Annotated in this window: 11 protein-coding genes and 2 pseudogenes; 4 read left to right on the top strand and 9 right to left on the bottom strand. The window is 67.7% G+C overall.

Annotation, left to right across the window (positions count from 1 at the left end; translation table 11 throughout):
• Positions 1-11 precede the first annotated feature (11 nt).
• From ACGF5G_RS04710 to ACGF5G_RS04690, 5 genes are read right to left on the bottom strand one after another with little or no spacing between them, the layout of a single operon-like run.
• Complete coding sequence (locus ACGF5G_RS04710) at positions 12-1163, bottom strand: DNA cytosine methyltransferase (protein ID WP_393259224.1); 1152 nt, start codon at positions 1161-1163, stop codon at positions 12-14.
• 34 nt (positions 1164-1197) lie between these two features.
• Positions 1198-1692 carry a very short patch repair endonuclease gene (locus tag ACGF5G_RS04705; protein WP_393258980.1) on the bottom strand — a complete coding sequence of 165 codons (495 nt, stop codon included), beginning with the start codon at positions 1690-1692 and terminating at the stop codon, positions 1198-1200.
• Positions 1689-2288, bottom strand: a complete 600-nt coding sequence (locus ACGF5G_RS04700; protein ID WP_393258979.1) for a hypothetical protein — start codon at positions 2286-2288, stop codon at positions 1689-1691. The genes ACGF5G_RS04705 and ACGF5G_RS04700 overlap by 4 nt, the downstream gene beginning before the upstream one ends.
• Positions 2289-2299: 11 nt before the next feature.
• Entirely contained in the window at positions 2300-3994 is a 1695-nt protein-coding gene (locus ACGF5G_RS04695; protein WP_393258978.1) for a DEAD/DEAH box helicase family protein, read from the bottom strand.
• Positions 3991-6459 carry an ATP-binding protein gene (locus ACGF5G_RS04690; protein WP_393258976.1) on the bottom strand — a complete coding sequence of 823 codons (2469 nt, stop codon included), beginning with the start codon at positions 6457-6459 and terminating at the stop codon, positions 3991-3993. Before ACGF5G_RS04690 ends, ACGF5G_RS04695 begins: the two co-directional genes overlap by 4 nt.
• Before the next feature lie 284 nt (positions 6460-6743).
• On the opposite strand from ACGF5G_RS04690, the pseudogene ACGF5G_RS04685 reads away from it, so the two are divergent.
• The 4 genes and pseudogenes from ACGF5G_RS04685 to ACGF5G_RS04670 form a co-directional block, all read left to right on the top strand.
• A pseudogene (locus ACGF5G_RS04685) lies at positions 6744-6947 on the top strand (phospholipase D-like domain-containing protein); the annotation flags it as partial.
• Positions 6942-7479 (top strand): annotated as a pseudogene (locus tag ACGF5G_RS04680) (HNH endonuclease); the annotation flags it as partial. The pseudogenes ACGF5G_RS04685 and ACGF5G_RS04680, both read left to right, overlap by 6 nt.
• Before the next feature lie 43 nt (positions 7480-7522).
• A complete protein-coding gene (locus ACGF5G_RS04675) occupies positions 7523-8191 on the top strand; it encodes a hypothetical protein (protein ID WP_393258974.1) in 669 nt (222 codons plus the stop codon).
• Positions 8192-8282: 91 nt separating this feature from the next.
• Positions 8283-9047 carry a hypothetical protein gene (locus tag ACGF5G_RS04670; RefSeq protein WP_393258973.1) on the top strand — a complete coding sequence of 255 codons (765 nt, stop codon included), beginning with the start codon at positions 8283-8285 and terminating at the stop codon, positions 9045-9047.
• Between the two features lie 32 nt (positions 9048-9079).
• On the opposite strand, the gene ACGF5G_RS04665 is transcribed toward ACGF5G_RS04670, so the two are convergent.
• The 4 genes from ACGF5G_RS04665 to ACGF5G_RS04650 all read right to left on the bottom strand — a co-directional run bounded on the left by ACGF5G_RS04665 (position 9080) and on the right by ACGF5G_RS04650 (position 12796).
• Complete coding sequence (locus ACGF5G_RS04665; protein WP_393258971.1) at positions 9080-10261, bottom strand: aminoglycoside phosphotransferase family protein; 1182 nt, start codon at positions 10259-10261, stop codon at positions 9080-9082.
• A gap of 101 nt (positions 10262-10362) precedes the next feature.
• Positions 10363-11040 (bottom strand): ankyrin repeat domain-containing protein, encoded by a 678-nt coding sequence (locus tag ACGF5G_RS04660; RefSeq protein WP_393258970.1) that lies wholly within the window; start codon positions 11038-11040, stop codon positions 10363-10365.
• On the bottom strand, positions 11037-11669 hold the full coding sequence (locus ACGF5G_RS04655) for a response regulator transcription factor (protein WP_357454977.1): 633 nt from the start codon (positions 11667-11669) through the stop codon (positions 11037-11039). Before ACGF5G_RS04655 ends, ACGF5G_RS04660 begins: the two co-directional genes overlap by 4 nt.
• On the bottom strand, positions 11666-12796 hold the full coding sequence (locus ACGF5G_RS04650) for a sensor histidine kinase (protein WP_393258967.1): 1131 nt from the start codon (positions 12794-12796) through the stop codon (positions 11666-11668). The genes ACGF5G_RS04655 and ACGF5G_RS04650 overlap by 4 nt, the downstream gene beginning before the upstream one ends.
• Positions 12797-12905: the final 109 nt, after the last annotated feature.

Here is a 12905-nt window from a genome sequence, read left to right as displayed (position 1 = left end):
CTTCGAGCACGTCAACCTCCAGCCAGTCCGTCCGATTCCGTACCAAGGCTCGCCCGAGTCAGCAATGCCGCGAGCCGGTGGCCGATGGTCTCGGCGACAGTCACGGCGACCGCGTTCCCGACGACTCGCATGGCGACACTGCGCTTCTCGGGAAGTTCGTAGGTGTCTGGGAAAGATTGGACGCGAGCCGCTTCTCGTACCGTAAGGTAGCGAACCTCGCCGTCGAGAAATCGGATCATGGCTTCTCCGCCGCAGACGCCATGAACTCCGGCTTTGATGGTCTTCGCCGGCCAGTCGATCCATCCTCCAGTGTGGCCCCGGTAAGTGCGGGCACCCGGAATTCCTACGTGGTTTAAAAAGCCCTTGGCGGGCTCGCGGTCAATCGGCTCAGGAAGGCCTGCGATGGCGTCGCGGGTAGTCCGCCATGGGGCTCCTGTGGGCACGTCGCCTTTACGGCGGAGCTCCTTGATCTGATTGGTCAGCCGCAGCGGCATATCCGGCTTGAGCAGGTTACGCTTTTCCCAGTAGCTGCCGGTTATCCATTGGGCATGAAGCAGCGCGGCCCGACTATGGGTGAATTCGAGTGGCTTCCATTCATCACTACCGGAAATGTCGGCCCGGATGCCAATAAGGAAGACCCGCTTGCGCGTCTGCGGAACACCCAGATCCGCAGCATCGATAATCTCTCGGTGGACATGATACTCGATGGGTCTCCGCGCACGCTTTATCCGCTCGTGATGATCGACCCATTCTTCGCCATCCTTCGGCCTAATAGACGGCCGCTTTAGTCGGTCCACGGTGTAGTTGTAGTACGGCAAAAAGCTTTCGCGCAGAAGCCCGGGCACGTTTTCGAAGACGAAGAGCTTCGGTTGCAGCAAGTCGATGGCGGAGGCTGCAGCGGGGAACATGTTACGGCTATCGGCATGATCGGCGCGTTCACCGGCCCCAATGGAGAAGGGCTGGCAGGGAGGGCCGCCCGCGACCAGGTCAACACCAGAAAATGCAAGTGTTTCCTTTTCCTTAAGCCAGTCGCGTACATCCATTTCGCGAACCCCTTCCCTCTTCCAAAGAGAAGGGGTTTTCTCCGCATTCATACGTAGAACTTCACAGGCGGGCCCGTAAAATTCCACGAGTTGATCGTGCTCGAAGCCTGCGTTAAGCATACCCAGGGCCATCCCGCCCCCGCCGGCGAAAAGTTCAACAGACCGTGGCATACGCTCCCCCGTTATTGTTTTCTTGGCCTTTTCCCACCGTCCGCTGTTGCGCCTCGGGTCGGACAAGTGACTCGATTTCCAGGACGACCATTTCGATTTCCTGGGCGAGTCTTGATTCGAAGACTCGATAGACGGTCCAACCGTCGGCGGCCAGGCGTTCGTTGACCTCCTCATCTCGGCGCATGTTCGCAAGAATCTTCGCACGCCAGAACTCCGAATTTCTCATTCGTTCAAATTGTGCGTCGAAGCTAGCCATTCCGCGGGCTCGCCACGCGTTTCCGTGCCAGAAGTCCCCGTCTACGAATATCGCGACGCGCTGGGCCGAGAAGACGATGTCTGGTTTGCCGAGGAGTTTGGTACGTAGTCGGTATCGCAGGCCCCTCCGCCAGAGCGCCGAACGCAAAACCAGTTCCGGCTTGGTGTCGCGGTTGGGTATAGCCGCCATGATGCGGCTCGTGACCTCTGGGGTTCGCGTCATGACCGCGCCGCACCATCGCCTGGCACCACACTGACAGACACATGATGAACGACGACACCCACGCGTTGGCCAAGGACTCGGTGACGCTCGATTTGGCCGGCGGTCAGCCGCTCGCCCTGCTTGGTGACGACAACAATGTTGGGGTCTGGCGCGTTGTCGATGAGGCCGTTCAGCCCAGCCCAAATGAGGGCTGGGAAGGTTCGCGGTGGACCCCAAATCATGTCGATTTCCGAGGCACCGCGTCGAAGCAGGCACCGGTTAGGCTTTTCCCTAAGTGTGCGGTCATCGGGGATCCATGCGGGACCAAACGCGAGCCGCGCCAGCGCTTCGGCGCCGGGCAATTTACTCGCTGCGAGGCTGGCGTATGGTCCGATACCGCTTCGCGCCCGGGTGTAGTGCTTCATGGGGGTGTCTTTAATCCAGATGCGGGCTCGGTCGCGGGTCATGTATGTATCAAGGATACCTCCGATCTCAGGGGCGCCGAGCCAGCGGGCGTACGCTGCGGACCGGTCGGCCGGACTGAGGCCATCCCAATCTAGCTCGTCAGCTTGTCGATAGAGTTCCGCGATCACCTGTCGGCGGAGTTCTTCGGGCATGCGAGCCAATGTCATCCCCCGACCAGGTCGGGATCAGGGAACTGCAGCCGAGCTTCGTCGAGTGCCGTCTCTAGACTGGCGGCGTCCTTAATCCACTCCTGCATAAGGCTCTCTACTCGCCGGTCGGTGAACTCGAAAGCTGTTCCTTGATGAGCCAGTCGTAATGTCTCGACTTCGTCAGCTCCGACGCGATCGCGGAGGTTCATGACAGCGGCGACACGCCTGATGTCGCTAATGAAATCGAGTGCCTCGACGTGGCTTTTTCCTTCTCGGAGCCGCAGGCCTCGGCCGAGCTGTTGAACGAAGATTCGTCGACTGTGGGTGACGCGCGCAAAACAGATGATGTTGACATCGGGAACGTCAACACCCTCGTTGAGGATGTCAACGGCGGTTATGATGGGCGTTTCGCCGGACCGGAACCGCATGAGCCGAAGTTGCCGGTCGCGGCGGTGCAGGGCGGCGTGCACAGCCTCCGCGCTTGTCCATTGCGGGACCTGGCTAAGCAGGCTGGCCATCCGCTCGGCGTGCTCGACAGTGCGGCAGAAAACGATGGCACGAGGTTGGCGCGTCTTCGCCCACACGGCGATCAATTCGTCACGAATCGCCTCGTCTCGTTCGGGCAGGAACAGCTTGGCGTTAAGGTCCTTGATCGAGTACTTGTAACGGCTAGCCTCCCGCACAAAGTCCCAATCGATGTTGTCGGTGAAAAGCCGGTAGCGAACCTCGGCTAGGTACCCGAGTCGCATGCCGTCCTCGATTCCCAGCGTGTAGCTTGGTTCGCCGAACCGGTTGCGAATGTCGAACCGGTCTCCGCGCCATGGCGTTGCCGTGACTCCGAAGTGCGGCACCTCGGCGAGAGCGTCAAGTAGCTCGGCGAAGTGGCCAGACTCAGCAACGTGGTGCGCCTCATCGACCATTACTAGGCCCGGCCGATATCCACCGCGAACGTAGTTCAGGGCACTGGCCACCGTGGCGCAGGTAATGCCGCGCAGGTCGTCTGGTCTATGCTCGCCGGTGAGCAATTGTGTGCGGATGTCCTTACCGATATGGAACCACAGCGCGCGTTCGAGTTGCTCGACCAGTTCCTTGGTGTGAGCGACGACGAGGACACGTTGCCCAGGTCGGTGGCTCAGAAAACGTGCGATGACCTCGCCACCGATAACCGTCTTTCCTAAGCCCGTGGCTAAGATCAGTAACGCTTTGCCGCGTTCCTCCAAGTCTTCGGCGACATGTTCGAATGCCGCCGACTGATAGGGACGAAGAATTCGTTCGGGCAAGCGGAGCCGCGTTACGCTGTCATCGGCGAACAACTCGACTAGTTCTTTGCCCGACCACAGGTCCACTCTAATACCAACGCGCGCCAATTCGTCACGCCGGCGCAGCACTGATGGCCCGAACCGGGAATTGGTCACAACCGCAGCCCGGTCTGTGGCGTAGAACGCCTTCGCCTGGATGACTTCGTCGATTGCGCTGGAGGACACCGCCGCGCTTGCCTTCCACTTAGACTGGAAAACCCACCGCTGTCCGCCTAGCGTCGCGAGGATGTCGCCGCCCTGATCGTATGGGCCGTCGATGTTCGTGACATCGGCGAAACCGATGTGCAGCAGTAGGCGCTCCACCTGGTGGGTAAAGGCGGCCGGCCCGATGTCGCGCAGGAACGCTGGATCGACGAAGGACGTGCCTGGCTCCACGAATGACGTGTTCATGTGGGGGTCTCCCAGCGGATGTCTTCGTCGAGCTTGTCGACGGTCAGCCGAGTGATCGCAAGGTCTAGTCGACTCTTCGGCTCTGTGGTAGCGACGAATTCGCCGAGTGTCTCCAGCCGGCGGGCCAAACGCTCAACCTGCCGGTCCCGCGCCTCTGGGCTTGACCAGCTCGACCATGTCGTGAGGAAGACGGTCCCGTCCAGGACGAGTTCCGGCCGAGTGCGCACGACTGCGGCGACGGCGTCGATGCCGAGGTAGTCGACAAATCCGCCATTGGTGGTCAGGTCTGGCCAGAGGGTACGGGGATCGGTGGCCAGTGCGTTACGCTCGGCGGCGCTTTTTGCCTCAATCGGCAAGCACGCCCACAACGCCCCTGGGTGGGCCGTCGCGACCGGCGCCAACGCCTCCCGTATCCGCTGGAGAAGCGCGTCAATCCGCTGCCGCAGCGCCGCGTCGGTGAACCGCTGATCCGGCATCCGGGCGGTAATGTCCGCCGCCACTCCAGCGATCTTTTCGTTGCCTCTGGCCTGCGTCCGGAGAACTTCGGCAAGCTCAATGATCGCGTAGTCGCGAGGATCTCGTCCGCAGTCGCGGAACACCTCGTGCTCGATGTTGACAAACAACTCAATGCGGTTGCCGCGTGGACTACGCGAGGCACACGGGACGTCGCGGCCCTCGCTGTCGATGAGCCGCTGGGCGGTGGCATACGCCACGACTTCACGACGGGGTAGGTTGGCGACGCTGACCCCACCGCACAGGTCATGCATCGGCCGCGCGTTCGACCGGTACCGCGCGAACCGCTCCTCCTCGGTCTCCGGGGGAGGCTGGGGAGTAGGTGGTTGAGGTGCATCCGGGCCACCGAATAGCCCGGCGAGCCCGGTTCGATCAAGCACATCACCACCGCCGGGCTGTGCCTCGCTTCCGTCCGTGCCAGGGCCGCCCGCAGGCCCTGGCGTAACACCACCCGGGCCAGGAGATGGCGACCCGCCGCGAGGTCTGGGCGGCGTCGGGCGGGGACGAGATTGGCCGGACCTGATTCGGTCGTGCTCGACGGCTTGTTCCCACCACTTGTCATCGGACAGATACTCTGCCTGCCCCTTGCGAAACTGCGTAGCCCACTCGCGTGCCCGCTCGTGCAGCGGCTTGGTCCCATCACCTGGGATCAGGCACTTGGTACCCGCGTCGTTGCGTCGAAAGCCGTGGAAGATCCTCCCGAGCGGGGACATGTTCTGGTCCGGGTAACCAACTTCCCGCGCCTTCTTGGGCTGAAGCGGGCCTTCCCCACGGATGTAGTTAATTGCGGTGACCCAGTCGATCGATCCACGCTCGAAGTCATTCTTCTGGTACACGACGGGCACGTGGTCCAAGTGGATTTCCCCGACGATACGGCCACCGGTAGTGGCGCCGAACTCAACCGGGTACTCTGTCCAAACCTGGCCGGTGTCGGGGTGTTCCCAGCCGAAAAGGCTCTTGTCGGAGATCAGGACCTTGCGTCCGTTACGGAGCAGGTCAATGCCGAAGTCGGTCACGTCCAGGTACCGCTGGACGCCGACCCAGCCCACTATTCGGCGCTCGCGTAGTTGCAGGTTCTCCCCGCCGCATTCCCGGCACCTGTCGGGCGCCGCTGGGTGCCAGCGTCCACAGTCCATGCATGCCCAGGCTGGCTCCAAGCGACGGTCGATCTCGACAACGGCGGGAATCTCCTGGCCTCGGTAGTCGACCTTCCGACTGGGCGACCACACGCACGGCAGGCGCGGGGAGACACGGATGTTGTTGACGTAAAGCGCGAAGCCTCGGCCGGCGAGCATCGGTCCCGGCAGTTCTGGTACTGCCGTGCTTGACCGCAGCATGTAGGAGTACACGTTGCCCAGACGTTCGCGAATCTGGGACGCTGTCGACTGCCGCTTGAACCGGTCGCGGGTCTCACGCCGAAGCCTGCTGACCGTCACCTCAGTCCCGTGCACGGAAGGATCCGGCTTTGGCTCCCGGCGCAGGGGCACCGCGAAGCTCTGCTCCTCCCGCATCCGCTTGAAGTCAATTTCAGCCACGAGCCAGGTCTCATCCCCGGCGCGGGTGGTCCGGACCTCCGTGACGCCGCCAAGCTTGGCCGTCGCGATATTGAACCCCATGCCGAACAAGCCCAGGCTGCCGTAGCGGAAGTTGCTGCTGTACCCGGCTCGGAGAGATCGTTCCAAGATCTCCCTCGTCATGCCGCGGCCGTTGTCCGCCACGCAGACGATCTCGTCACCCTCCGAAGTCCGAGGGCCCGGCAAGGTAACCCGAACCGTCGGAGCCTCGCCCGGGCTTCGATCGGTGTCGGCGATGAAGTCATCGAACGCGTTGTCGATCAACTCCGCGAGGCACTGCCACGGCTGGTACGGAATGTCTCCCAGGATCTCCAGCAATCGCGGAGACGGCGTGAGGTCAAGTTCCTCGATCGACCTCTCGGACGTCCCGTGCGTCATAGATCCTCCCAATCGCGAACGACGCTGGCGCGACTGCTCAGGGCCGTCGCCATTACACGCCGAAGGTCTGACAAGATTACGAAACGCAGCGGGGGCTCGTCGCCCCGTAGTCGGCGCAGCGTACACAAACCTCGCTGCTGGCCGCCACGGCAGAGGCCGACGACAGGCGGCGGTCGCCTCGACGCGAACGGCGGATGGCGGTAGCGGACGGCACAGACGAAGATCCGGGTACCCAAGGTACGGCGACTGGAGGCCAACAGGCTGGCTGGCAGAGGCAATGGTCTGCCGAGCTGGGCGCCGAAATCAAGGTGTCCTACGAGACCAGGACCACCCGCCTGCACGCCAAGGCCTGGCTGTTCCGCCGGGGCAACGGCATGACCACCACCGCGTACGTCGGATCGTCGAACCTGTCGAAGGCCGCGCTGGTCGACGGCGTGGAGTGGAACGTGCGGATCTCCAACGTCGAGCAGCCGCACGTCATCGATTCCGAGCTGGTGCGGCGGGTCGCCCGTGCCCTGGTGGAGCAGCACTTCCCGCCCACCATCGCGCCCGACGTGCTGACCGCGGCGGGCCTGGACCCCGACGACATCCTCCAGGCGCCGGGCGTCACGCCGATCCCCGCGCGGCGGCGTGACGCGGCCTGGCGGGTGGCGGTGCTCCAGGCATGGGACCGGCAGTGCGCGTTCTGCGGGTACGACGGCCAGCTCGGCCACGCCTCGGTCGGCGTGGAGGCGGTGCACGTGCGCTGGTGGGCCTTCGACGGCCCGGACAGCCCCGACAACGGGCTGGCGCTCTGCGTGCTGCACCACAAGCTGTTCGACTTCGGCGCGCTGGGGCTCGACGCCGACCTGCGCATCGAGGTGTCGGCCGCCTTCACGGCTCCGTACGCCGGCCGGCCGGTCGACCTATGACCTGCACGGCAGGATGCTGCGGCCGCGCCCCGGGACCCCGGTCCCCGCAGTCGAACACGTCGCCTGGCACCGCCGTGAGGTGTTCAAGGGCGAATCCCTCGCTGCCTAGTGATGTCCACTTACGGGCGCGTCGAGCGGTTACCGTGTACCGGATGATCACTCCCGCGCAGACGACGAGCCGGCTGAACAAGGACATCGGCGCCGTTGTGCGGCCGCTGGGCTTCCAGGGCACTCGCGGGACCTGGTCGGTCGTCACGACCGACGGCGTCGCACAGGTCAATGTCGGACGGAGTGTGATGCGCAGCGTCGGCGGCGGCACGATCTTCGTCAGCGTGGGCATCGGTGTGGTGCCGGTTGCCTGGTGGGAGTACGTGAACTGGCGCGCCGCCCGCTGGGGCCAGCCTCCGATCCCGTTGGACAAGGACGCCACGTCCTACCGGATCGGGTTCGTCGAGACCCGCCAATGCCCGGAGGGCAGCTACTACCACCTGCGCATGGACCCTGCCAGGTACCCGGCGACCGTGACGACGACCGAGGAGCTCGACCACGCCGCGGCGCTGCTGGTCGGTGCGGCCGACAAGCTCGCCCGCACCGCGCTCGACTTGCTCCGGCCGGGCCGCTACCTCGAGGCGCTGCGCGGCATACGCGATCTCGGCGGCGCGATGTGGGAGCCGCTGGTGGTGCTGCTCGCCGAGGGCGGCCCGTCGGCCGAACTCGATGCCGCGATCGAGGACATGCGTGCCGACTACGCCAACTACGGCTTCGGCCCACCCGACATGGAGGTCGAGTACGCCCGCATGCGGGCCGCGGCGGCGGTGTGAACGGCAAGGTGCCCCTGGCTCCGCCATCGACGGTCGCTTGAATCGCCCTGCAATGCTCTCCACGGCGGCCTGACGAGATCGAGGTATGGGCATGGAGCTGCGCAAGAGCCGGCGCTTGCTGGTGGCTGGCATTGTGTTCCTGGCGTTCGGCGTACTCGTGCTGCTGTGTGCAGCGGGCAGTTCGTCCCCTTCCGTCGGCGCATGGCTCTTCGGTGGAATCGTGGCGCTGATGGGTGGCGCGTTCGCCGTCAGCGAGCTCAAGCCGTTCAGGTTCCACATCGGGGCCGACGGCCTGACCCTGCGGCTGGCCGGGCTCGACCGGCTCGTGCCGTGGGCGGAGATCGACTCCATCATCCTCGACGAGCCGGTACCGACGCCCGGTGGCAAGAAGTCGACTTCCCCGTCGCTGATGCTGGTGCCGGCCACCGGATCGACCATCGATCGCCCGCGCACCGGCCGGAGCCCGGTCGATGGCCGAACTGCCCTCGTCCTCCTCGACCTCGATGACGTTCGGCAGTCGGCAGACGAGGTGGCAGCCGCCTTGGCCCGCTTCGGAGGTAGCCGTTTCACGGATGTCCGGAAACTACGCCGGGAGCGGTTCGACTCGCCCGACTTCACCATCAGCCTGCGCGGTTACGACCCGGCGCGGGTGGACGAGCTGATCCGGCGGGGGCAGGACGCGCTGATCTCGGGCGTGACGTCGCAGCGCTACGCGGCCAAGGCCGAGCTCGACAAGGCGCGCGCCGCCCTGCCTGTTGCCATGCGCGGCTATTACACCGGACAGGTCGACGCGTTTCTGGAGGAGCTGTCGGCCACGCTGGCCCAGTGGGATGACGAGGGCGCCAAGCCTGACTGAGTGGTCCCCAGGCGTCCGACCGGACAGGCGCGTCACGCCGGAGCGGCCGCGCCCCCGAGCGCCTGCTTCAGGCAGGCGTCGACGTCCGTCGCGTGGTACACCCGCTCGCTGGCCTCGATCCCGTCGAGGAACATCGCGTACACGGCGGCCATCCGCAGCGCCGCGACCGGACGCAGCAGCTCGGCGGCCCGCTCCGGCTCGCATCCCGGCACGTCGGCCCGCCACCGCGCGCACCACTCCTCGTAGACCGACCGCGCAGCGGCCGCGTCGAGCCCCTCGGCCAGCCGCAGCACGTCGAACGCGGGGTGCCCCACGAAAGCGTCGCCCCAGTCGATGACGACATGCTGTCCGGCACAGGCCCGGACGTTGCCGGGGTGCAGGTCCCCGTGCACCAGCGTGTCCGGCAGCCCGCACCGGGCCGCCTCGTCCAGCCGCGCCTCCAGCCCCGTTAGCAAGGACTCCACCGAGGAGGTGTCGTGACCGGAAAGCCGGTCACGGATCCAGCCAGCGAGATGAGGGGCACGCAGGTCCGGCACGCCCGCCGCCACCAGCTCCGCCACGTCCAGAATCGACCGTACCTGCACCGGGTGGAAGTCAGCGGCCATCGCCAGCCGCTCCTCGATGGGCGCCCCGTAGCGGTCCTCGCCCGGCACGTGGTCGAGCAGCATCCGGCCGTCGCCGTCGTCGGCGAGCAGCGTCGACGTCCTGCCCGGCACGGCCCGGCCGAGCCAACGCAGCACGGCGGCCTCGTGCCGGAAGAACACCGGCACCTGCTTCAGCCAGGCCGTCCCGCCCGGCCCGTCGAGCCGCCACACCGCCGACAGGTTCCAGGTGCGCTGCTGGGCGACGGTCTCCGCCGGCCGGCCGAGCCGCCGCAACTCCCCCGTCGCCCAGGCGACGCTGCGCGCCGGACCGCCCGGCTCGGCGTAGGGGGCGCGCAGCCGGTCCGCCGACAGGTCCACCTTGGCCGGGACGAGCGGCGTGGCGGGCGGGTCGCTGACCTGTCCGAGGTACGTCACCGCGCCGCCCACCGCTCGCGGCGCGTCGCCGGTCAGTAGCCGCAGGACGGCCACCTCGACGCCGTACCGCCGGCGGGCCTCGGCCACGACGGGGGCGACGTCCTGCCACCACGGCGACGGCACGTCGAACGGCGGTAGTGCGCCCAGCGGCGCGCCGGCGGCGTCGAGCAGGGCGAGGGTCACGGTGCGGGACACGTCGGCACGCTACCGCCGGCCGCCGAACCTCCGCGACCGGTTAAGCCGGCACCGTGGGGGGCGGCCGACAAGCCCAGACGCCCGGTCGGGAGCACGCCGTCTCAGCGCGACAGGATGGCGAGGATCTCGGCGTATCCGCGCTGGCGGGCGTGTTCCCGCGCGTCGACGCCGTCCCGGTCGGGGACGTCCACGCGCGCCCCGGCGCCCACCAGGATCTCCGCGATCTGCTGGTACGGCCGGCTGCCGTCGCCGAGGATCACGCACTCCAGCAGCGCGGTCCAGCCGAGGTTGTTGACGTGGTTGACGTCGATGCCGGTGCGGACCACGCGCCGGACGTAGTCGACGTGGCCGCGTTCGCTGGCCGGGATGACGGAGATGCCGCCGTAGCGGTTCACGATCGTCAGGTCGGGGTCGGCGGGCAGCAGCACCTCCAGCATCGCCACGCTGCCGGTCACCCCGGTCACCAGCCACGGGGTGTCGTGCTGGTCGTCGAGCGCGTCCGGGTCCGCTCCCGCCTCGACGAGGATCCGGGCGGCCTCGACGTGGTCGTTCGCGGCGGCCAGCAGCAGCGGCGTACGCCGTCGGGCGTCGCGGGTCTCGATGTCGGCGCCGGCGGCCAGCGCGGCGCGTACCACCGTGGGGTCCCCGGCGTCGGCGGCGGTGAGCAGGTCCTGGTCGGCGGGGCGGGACATGGGTTCCTCCGGGGGTGGTGTCGGGGCGGGCCGGGCGCAGCCGGCGGCCGTGGCGAGGGTGAGGGCGAGCAGGGCGCGGCGCTTCACCGGCGGATCAGCTTCCGCTCGACGGCGGCGTGCACGGCCGCGGTCCGCGAGTCGACGCCGAGCTTGGCGTAGATGCGGACCAGGTGGGTCTTGACGGTGGCCTCGCTGATGAAGAGTTGACGGCTGATCTCCTTGTTGGCGAGGCCCCGGGCGAGCAGCGTGAGGATCTCCACCTCGCGGGCGCTGAGCGTGGGCTGCGGGCCGCGCATCCGGCCCATCAACCGGGCGGCGACCGGCGGCGACAGCACGGTCTGCCCGGCTGCGGCGGCGTGCACGGCGCGGAACAGTTCGTCGGGCGGGCAGTCCTTGAGCAGGTAGCCGGTCGCGCCGGCCTCGACGGCGCGCATGATGTCCTCGTCGCTGTCGTACGTGGTCAGGATCAGCACGCGCGGCGGCTCCGGCAGGGCGAGCAGGTTGGCGGTGGCCGCCGCGCCGTCGACGCCGTCGCCGAGTTGCAGGTCCATCAGCACCACGTCGGGACGCAGCGCGGCGGCCTGCCGGAGCGCCTCCCCGGCGGTCGCCGCCTCGGCGACCACGGTCATGTCGGGCCGGCCGCCGAGCAGCGCCCGCAGTCCGGCGCGGACCACCGGGTGGTCGTCGACCAGGATCAGCCGCAGCGGCGTGCTCATCGGGCCTCCCGCAGCGGCAGGCTGACCGCGATCGCGGTGCCCTCGCCGGGTGCGCTCTCGACGGCGACGGTGCCGCCGAGCTGGGTGATCCGCTCCCGGATGCCGGTCAGCCCGAACCCGGTGACGGCTGCGGGGTCGAAGCCGGTCCCGTCGTCGTACACGTCGAGCGTCACCTCCTGGTCGCCGAAGGTCAGTGTCACGGCGGTCCGCCGCGCGCGGGCGTGCTGGCGCACGTTGGCCAGGGCGCCCTGGGCGACTCGCAGCAGGGCCACCTCGTCGTCGACGCCGAGCGGCGCGACGGTCCCCACGACGGCGAACCGGACCGGGATGCCGGTGTCGCGCTCGGTCGCCGCGCACAGCCGCCGCAGGGCGTCGGTCAGCGTGGCGCCGTCGAGCGCCGGGGAGGCCAGGCCACGGACGAAGCGGCGCGCCTCGGCCAGGTTCTCCCGCGCGGTCGCCGCGGCCTGCCGCACGTGCGCGCGGGCCTGCGCGGGCCCGGTGTCCCACTCCTGGTCGGCCGCCTGGAGCAGCAGGTTCATGCTGGACAGGCCCTGGGCGAGGGTGTCGTGGATCTCCCGGGACAGCCGGGCCCGTTCCGCCAGCGCCCCGGCCTCGCGCTGGCTGCGGTCCAGCTCGTCGCGCGCGGCCAGGAGGTCGTCGAGCGCGCGCTGCCGGGCCCGGTTCTGCCGGTCGAGTTCGAGGAAGACGACGGTGGTGATGGCGGCGACGCCCACCGGGCCGAGCACCAGGCTGGGGTCGAGCCGGTCGGCCAGCCGGATCTGCGCGACGACGACCGCGCCGGTCAGCAGCCCGACCAGCGGCCAGACCGCGCGGCGCGGGAGCTGGCGCAGGCCGACGAAGAACAGCGGGATCGCCACCAGGGCGAAGCTCGGCGCGGCGAGCACCAGCGCGAGGAAGGCGACGAGCACCGCCGCGAAGCGCGCGCCGGGCGCGCGCCGCCCCAGCTCGTTGATCGCGTACGCGGCCAGCAGCACCCCGGCCAGCGCCAGCACCGCGCCGGTGTCGGCGCCCCAGCCGTGGCGTACGCCGTAGCGGGAGGCGGCGGCGGCGAGCAGGAGCAGGAACCCCCACCGCATCGCCGGGCGCAGCCGGTCCTGCCGTCCCACCGCCCACCTCCGATCAATTGATCTTGACAACTGTCCAGCGTACGGCAGGAACGGGGTGGCCGGTTCAACCATTCGAGGTATCCCGGTTGCATCCGGCGTGCCATGACCG

It is taken from the genome of Micromonospora sp. NPDC047730, assembly GCF_043204765.1.
Classification (GTDB): Bacteria; Actinomycetota; Actinomycetes; order Mycobacteriales; family Micromonosporaceae; genus Micromonospora.
Note: the sequence above shows the minus strand (reverse complement) of the source record. Positions and strands in the feature narration are given on the sequence as shown.

Coding starts and splice junctions, on each gene's coding strand:
- ACGF5G_RS04710 (WP_393259224.1), bottom strand. CDS start 1,163: ATGCTTAACGCAGGCTTCGAGCACGATCAACTCGTGGAATTTTACGGG.
- ACGF5G_RS04705 (WP_393258980.1), bottom strand. CDS start 1,692: ATGACGCGAACCCCAGAGGTCACGAGCCGCATCATGGCGGCTATACCC.
- ACGF5G_RS04700 (WP_393258979.1), bottom strand. CDS start 2,288: ATGCCCGAAGAACTCCGCCGACAGGTGATCGCGGAACTCTATCGACAA.
- ACGF5G_RS04695 (WP_393258978.1), bottom strand. CDS start 3,994: ATGAACACGTCATTCGTGGAGCCAGGCACGTCCTTCGTCGATCCAGCG.
- ACGF5G_RS04690 (WP_393258976.1), bottom strand. CDS start 6,459: ATGACGCACGGGACGTCCGAGAGGTCGATCGAGGAACTTGACCTCACG.
- ACGF5G_RS04675 (WP_393258974.1), top strand. CDS start 7,523: ATGATCACTCCCGCGCAGACGACGAGCCGGCTGAACAAGGACATCGGC.
- ACGF5G_RS04670 (WP_393258973.1), top strand. CDS start 8,283: ATGGAGCTGCGCAAGAGCCGGCGCTTGCTGGTGGCTGGCATTGTGTTC.
- ACGF5G_RS04655 (WP_357454977.1), bottom strand. CDS start 11,669: ATGAGCACGCCGCTGCGGCTGATCCTGGTCGACGACCACCCGGTGGTC.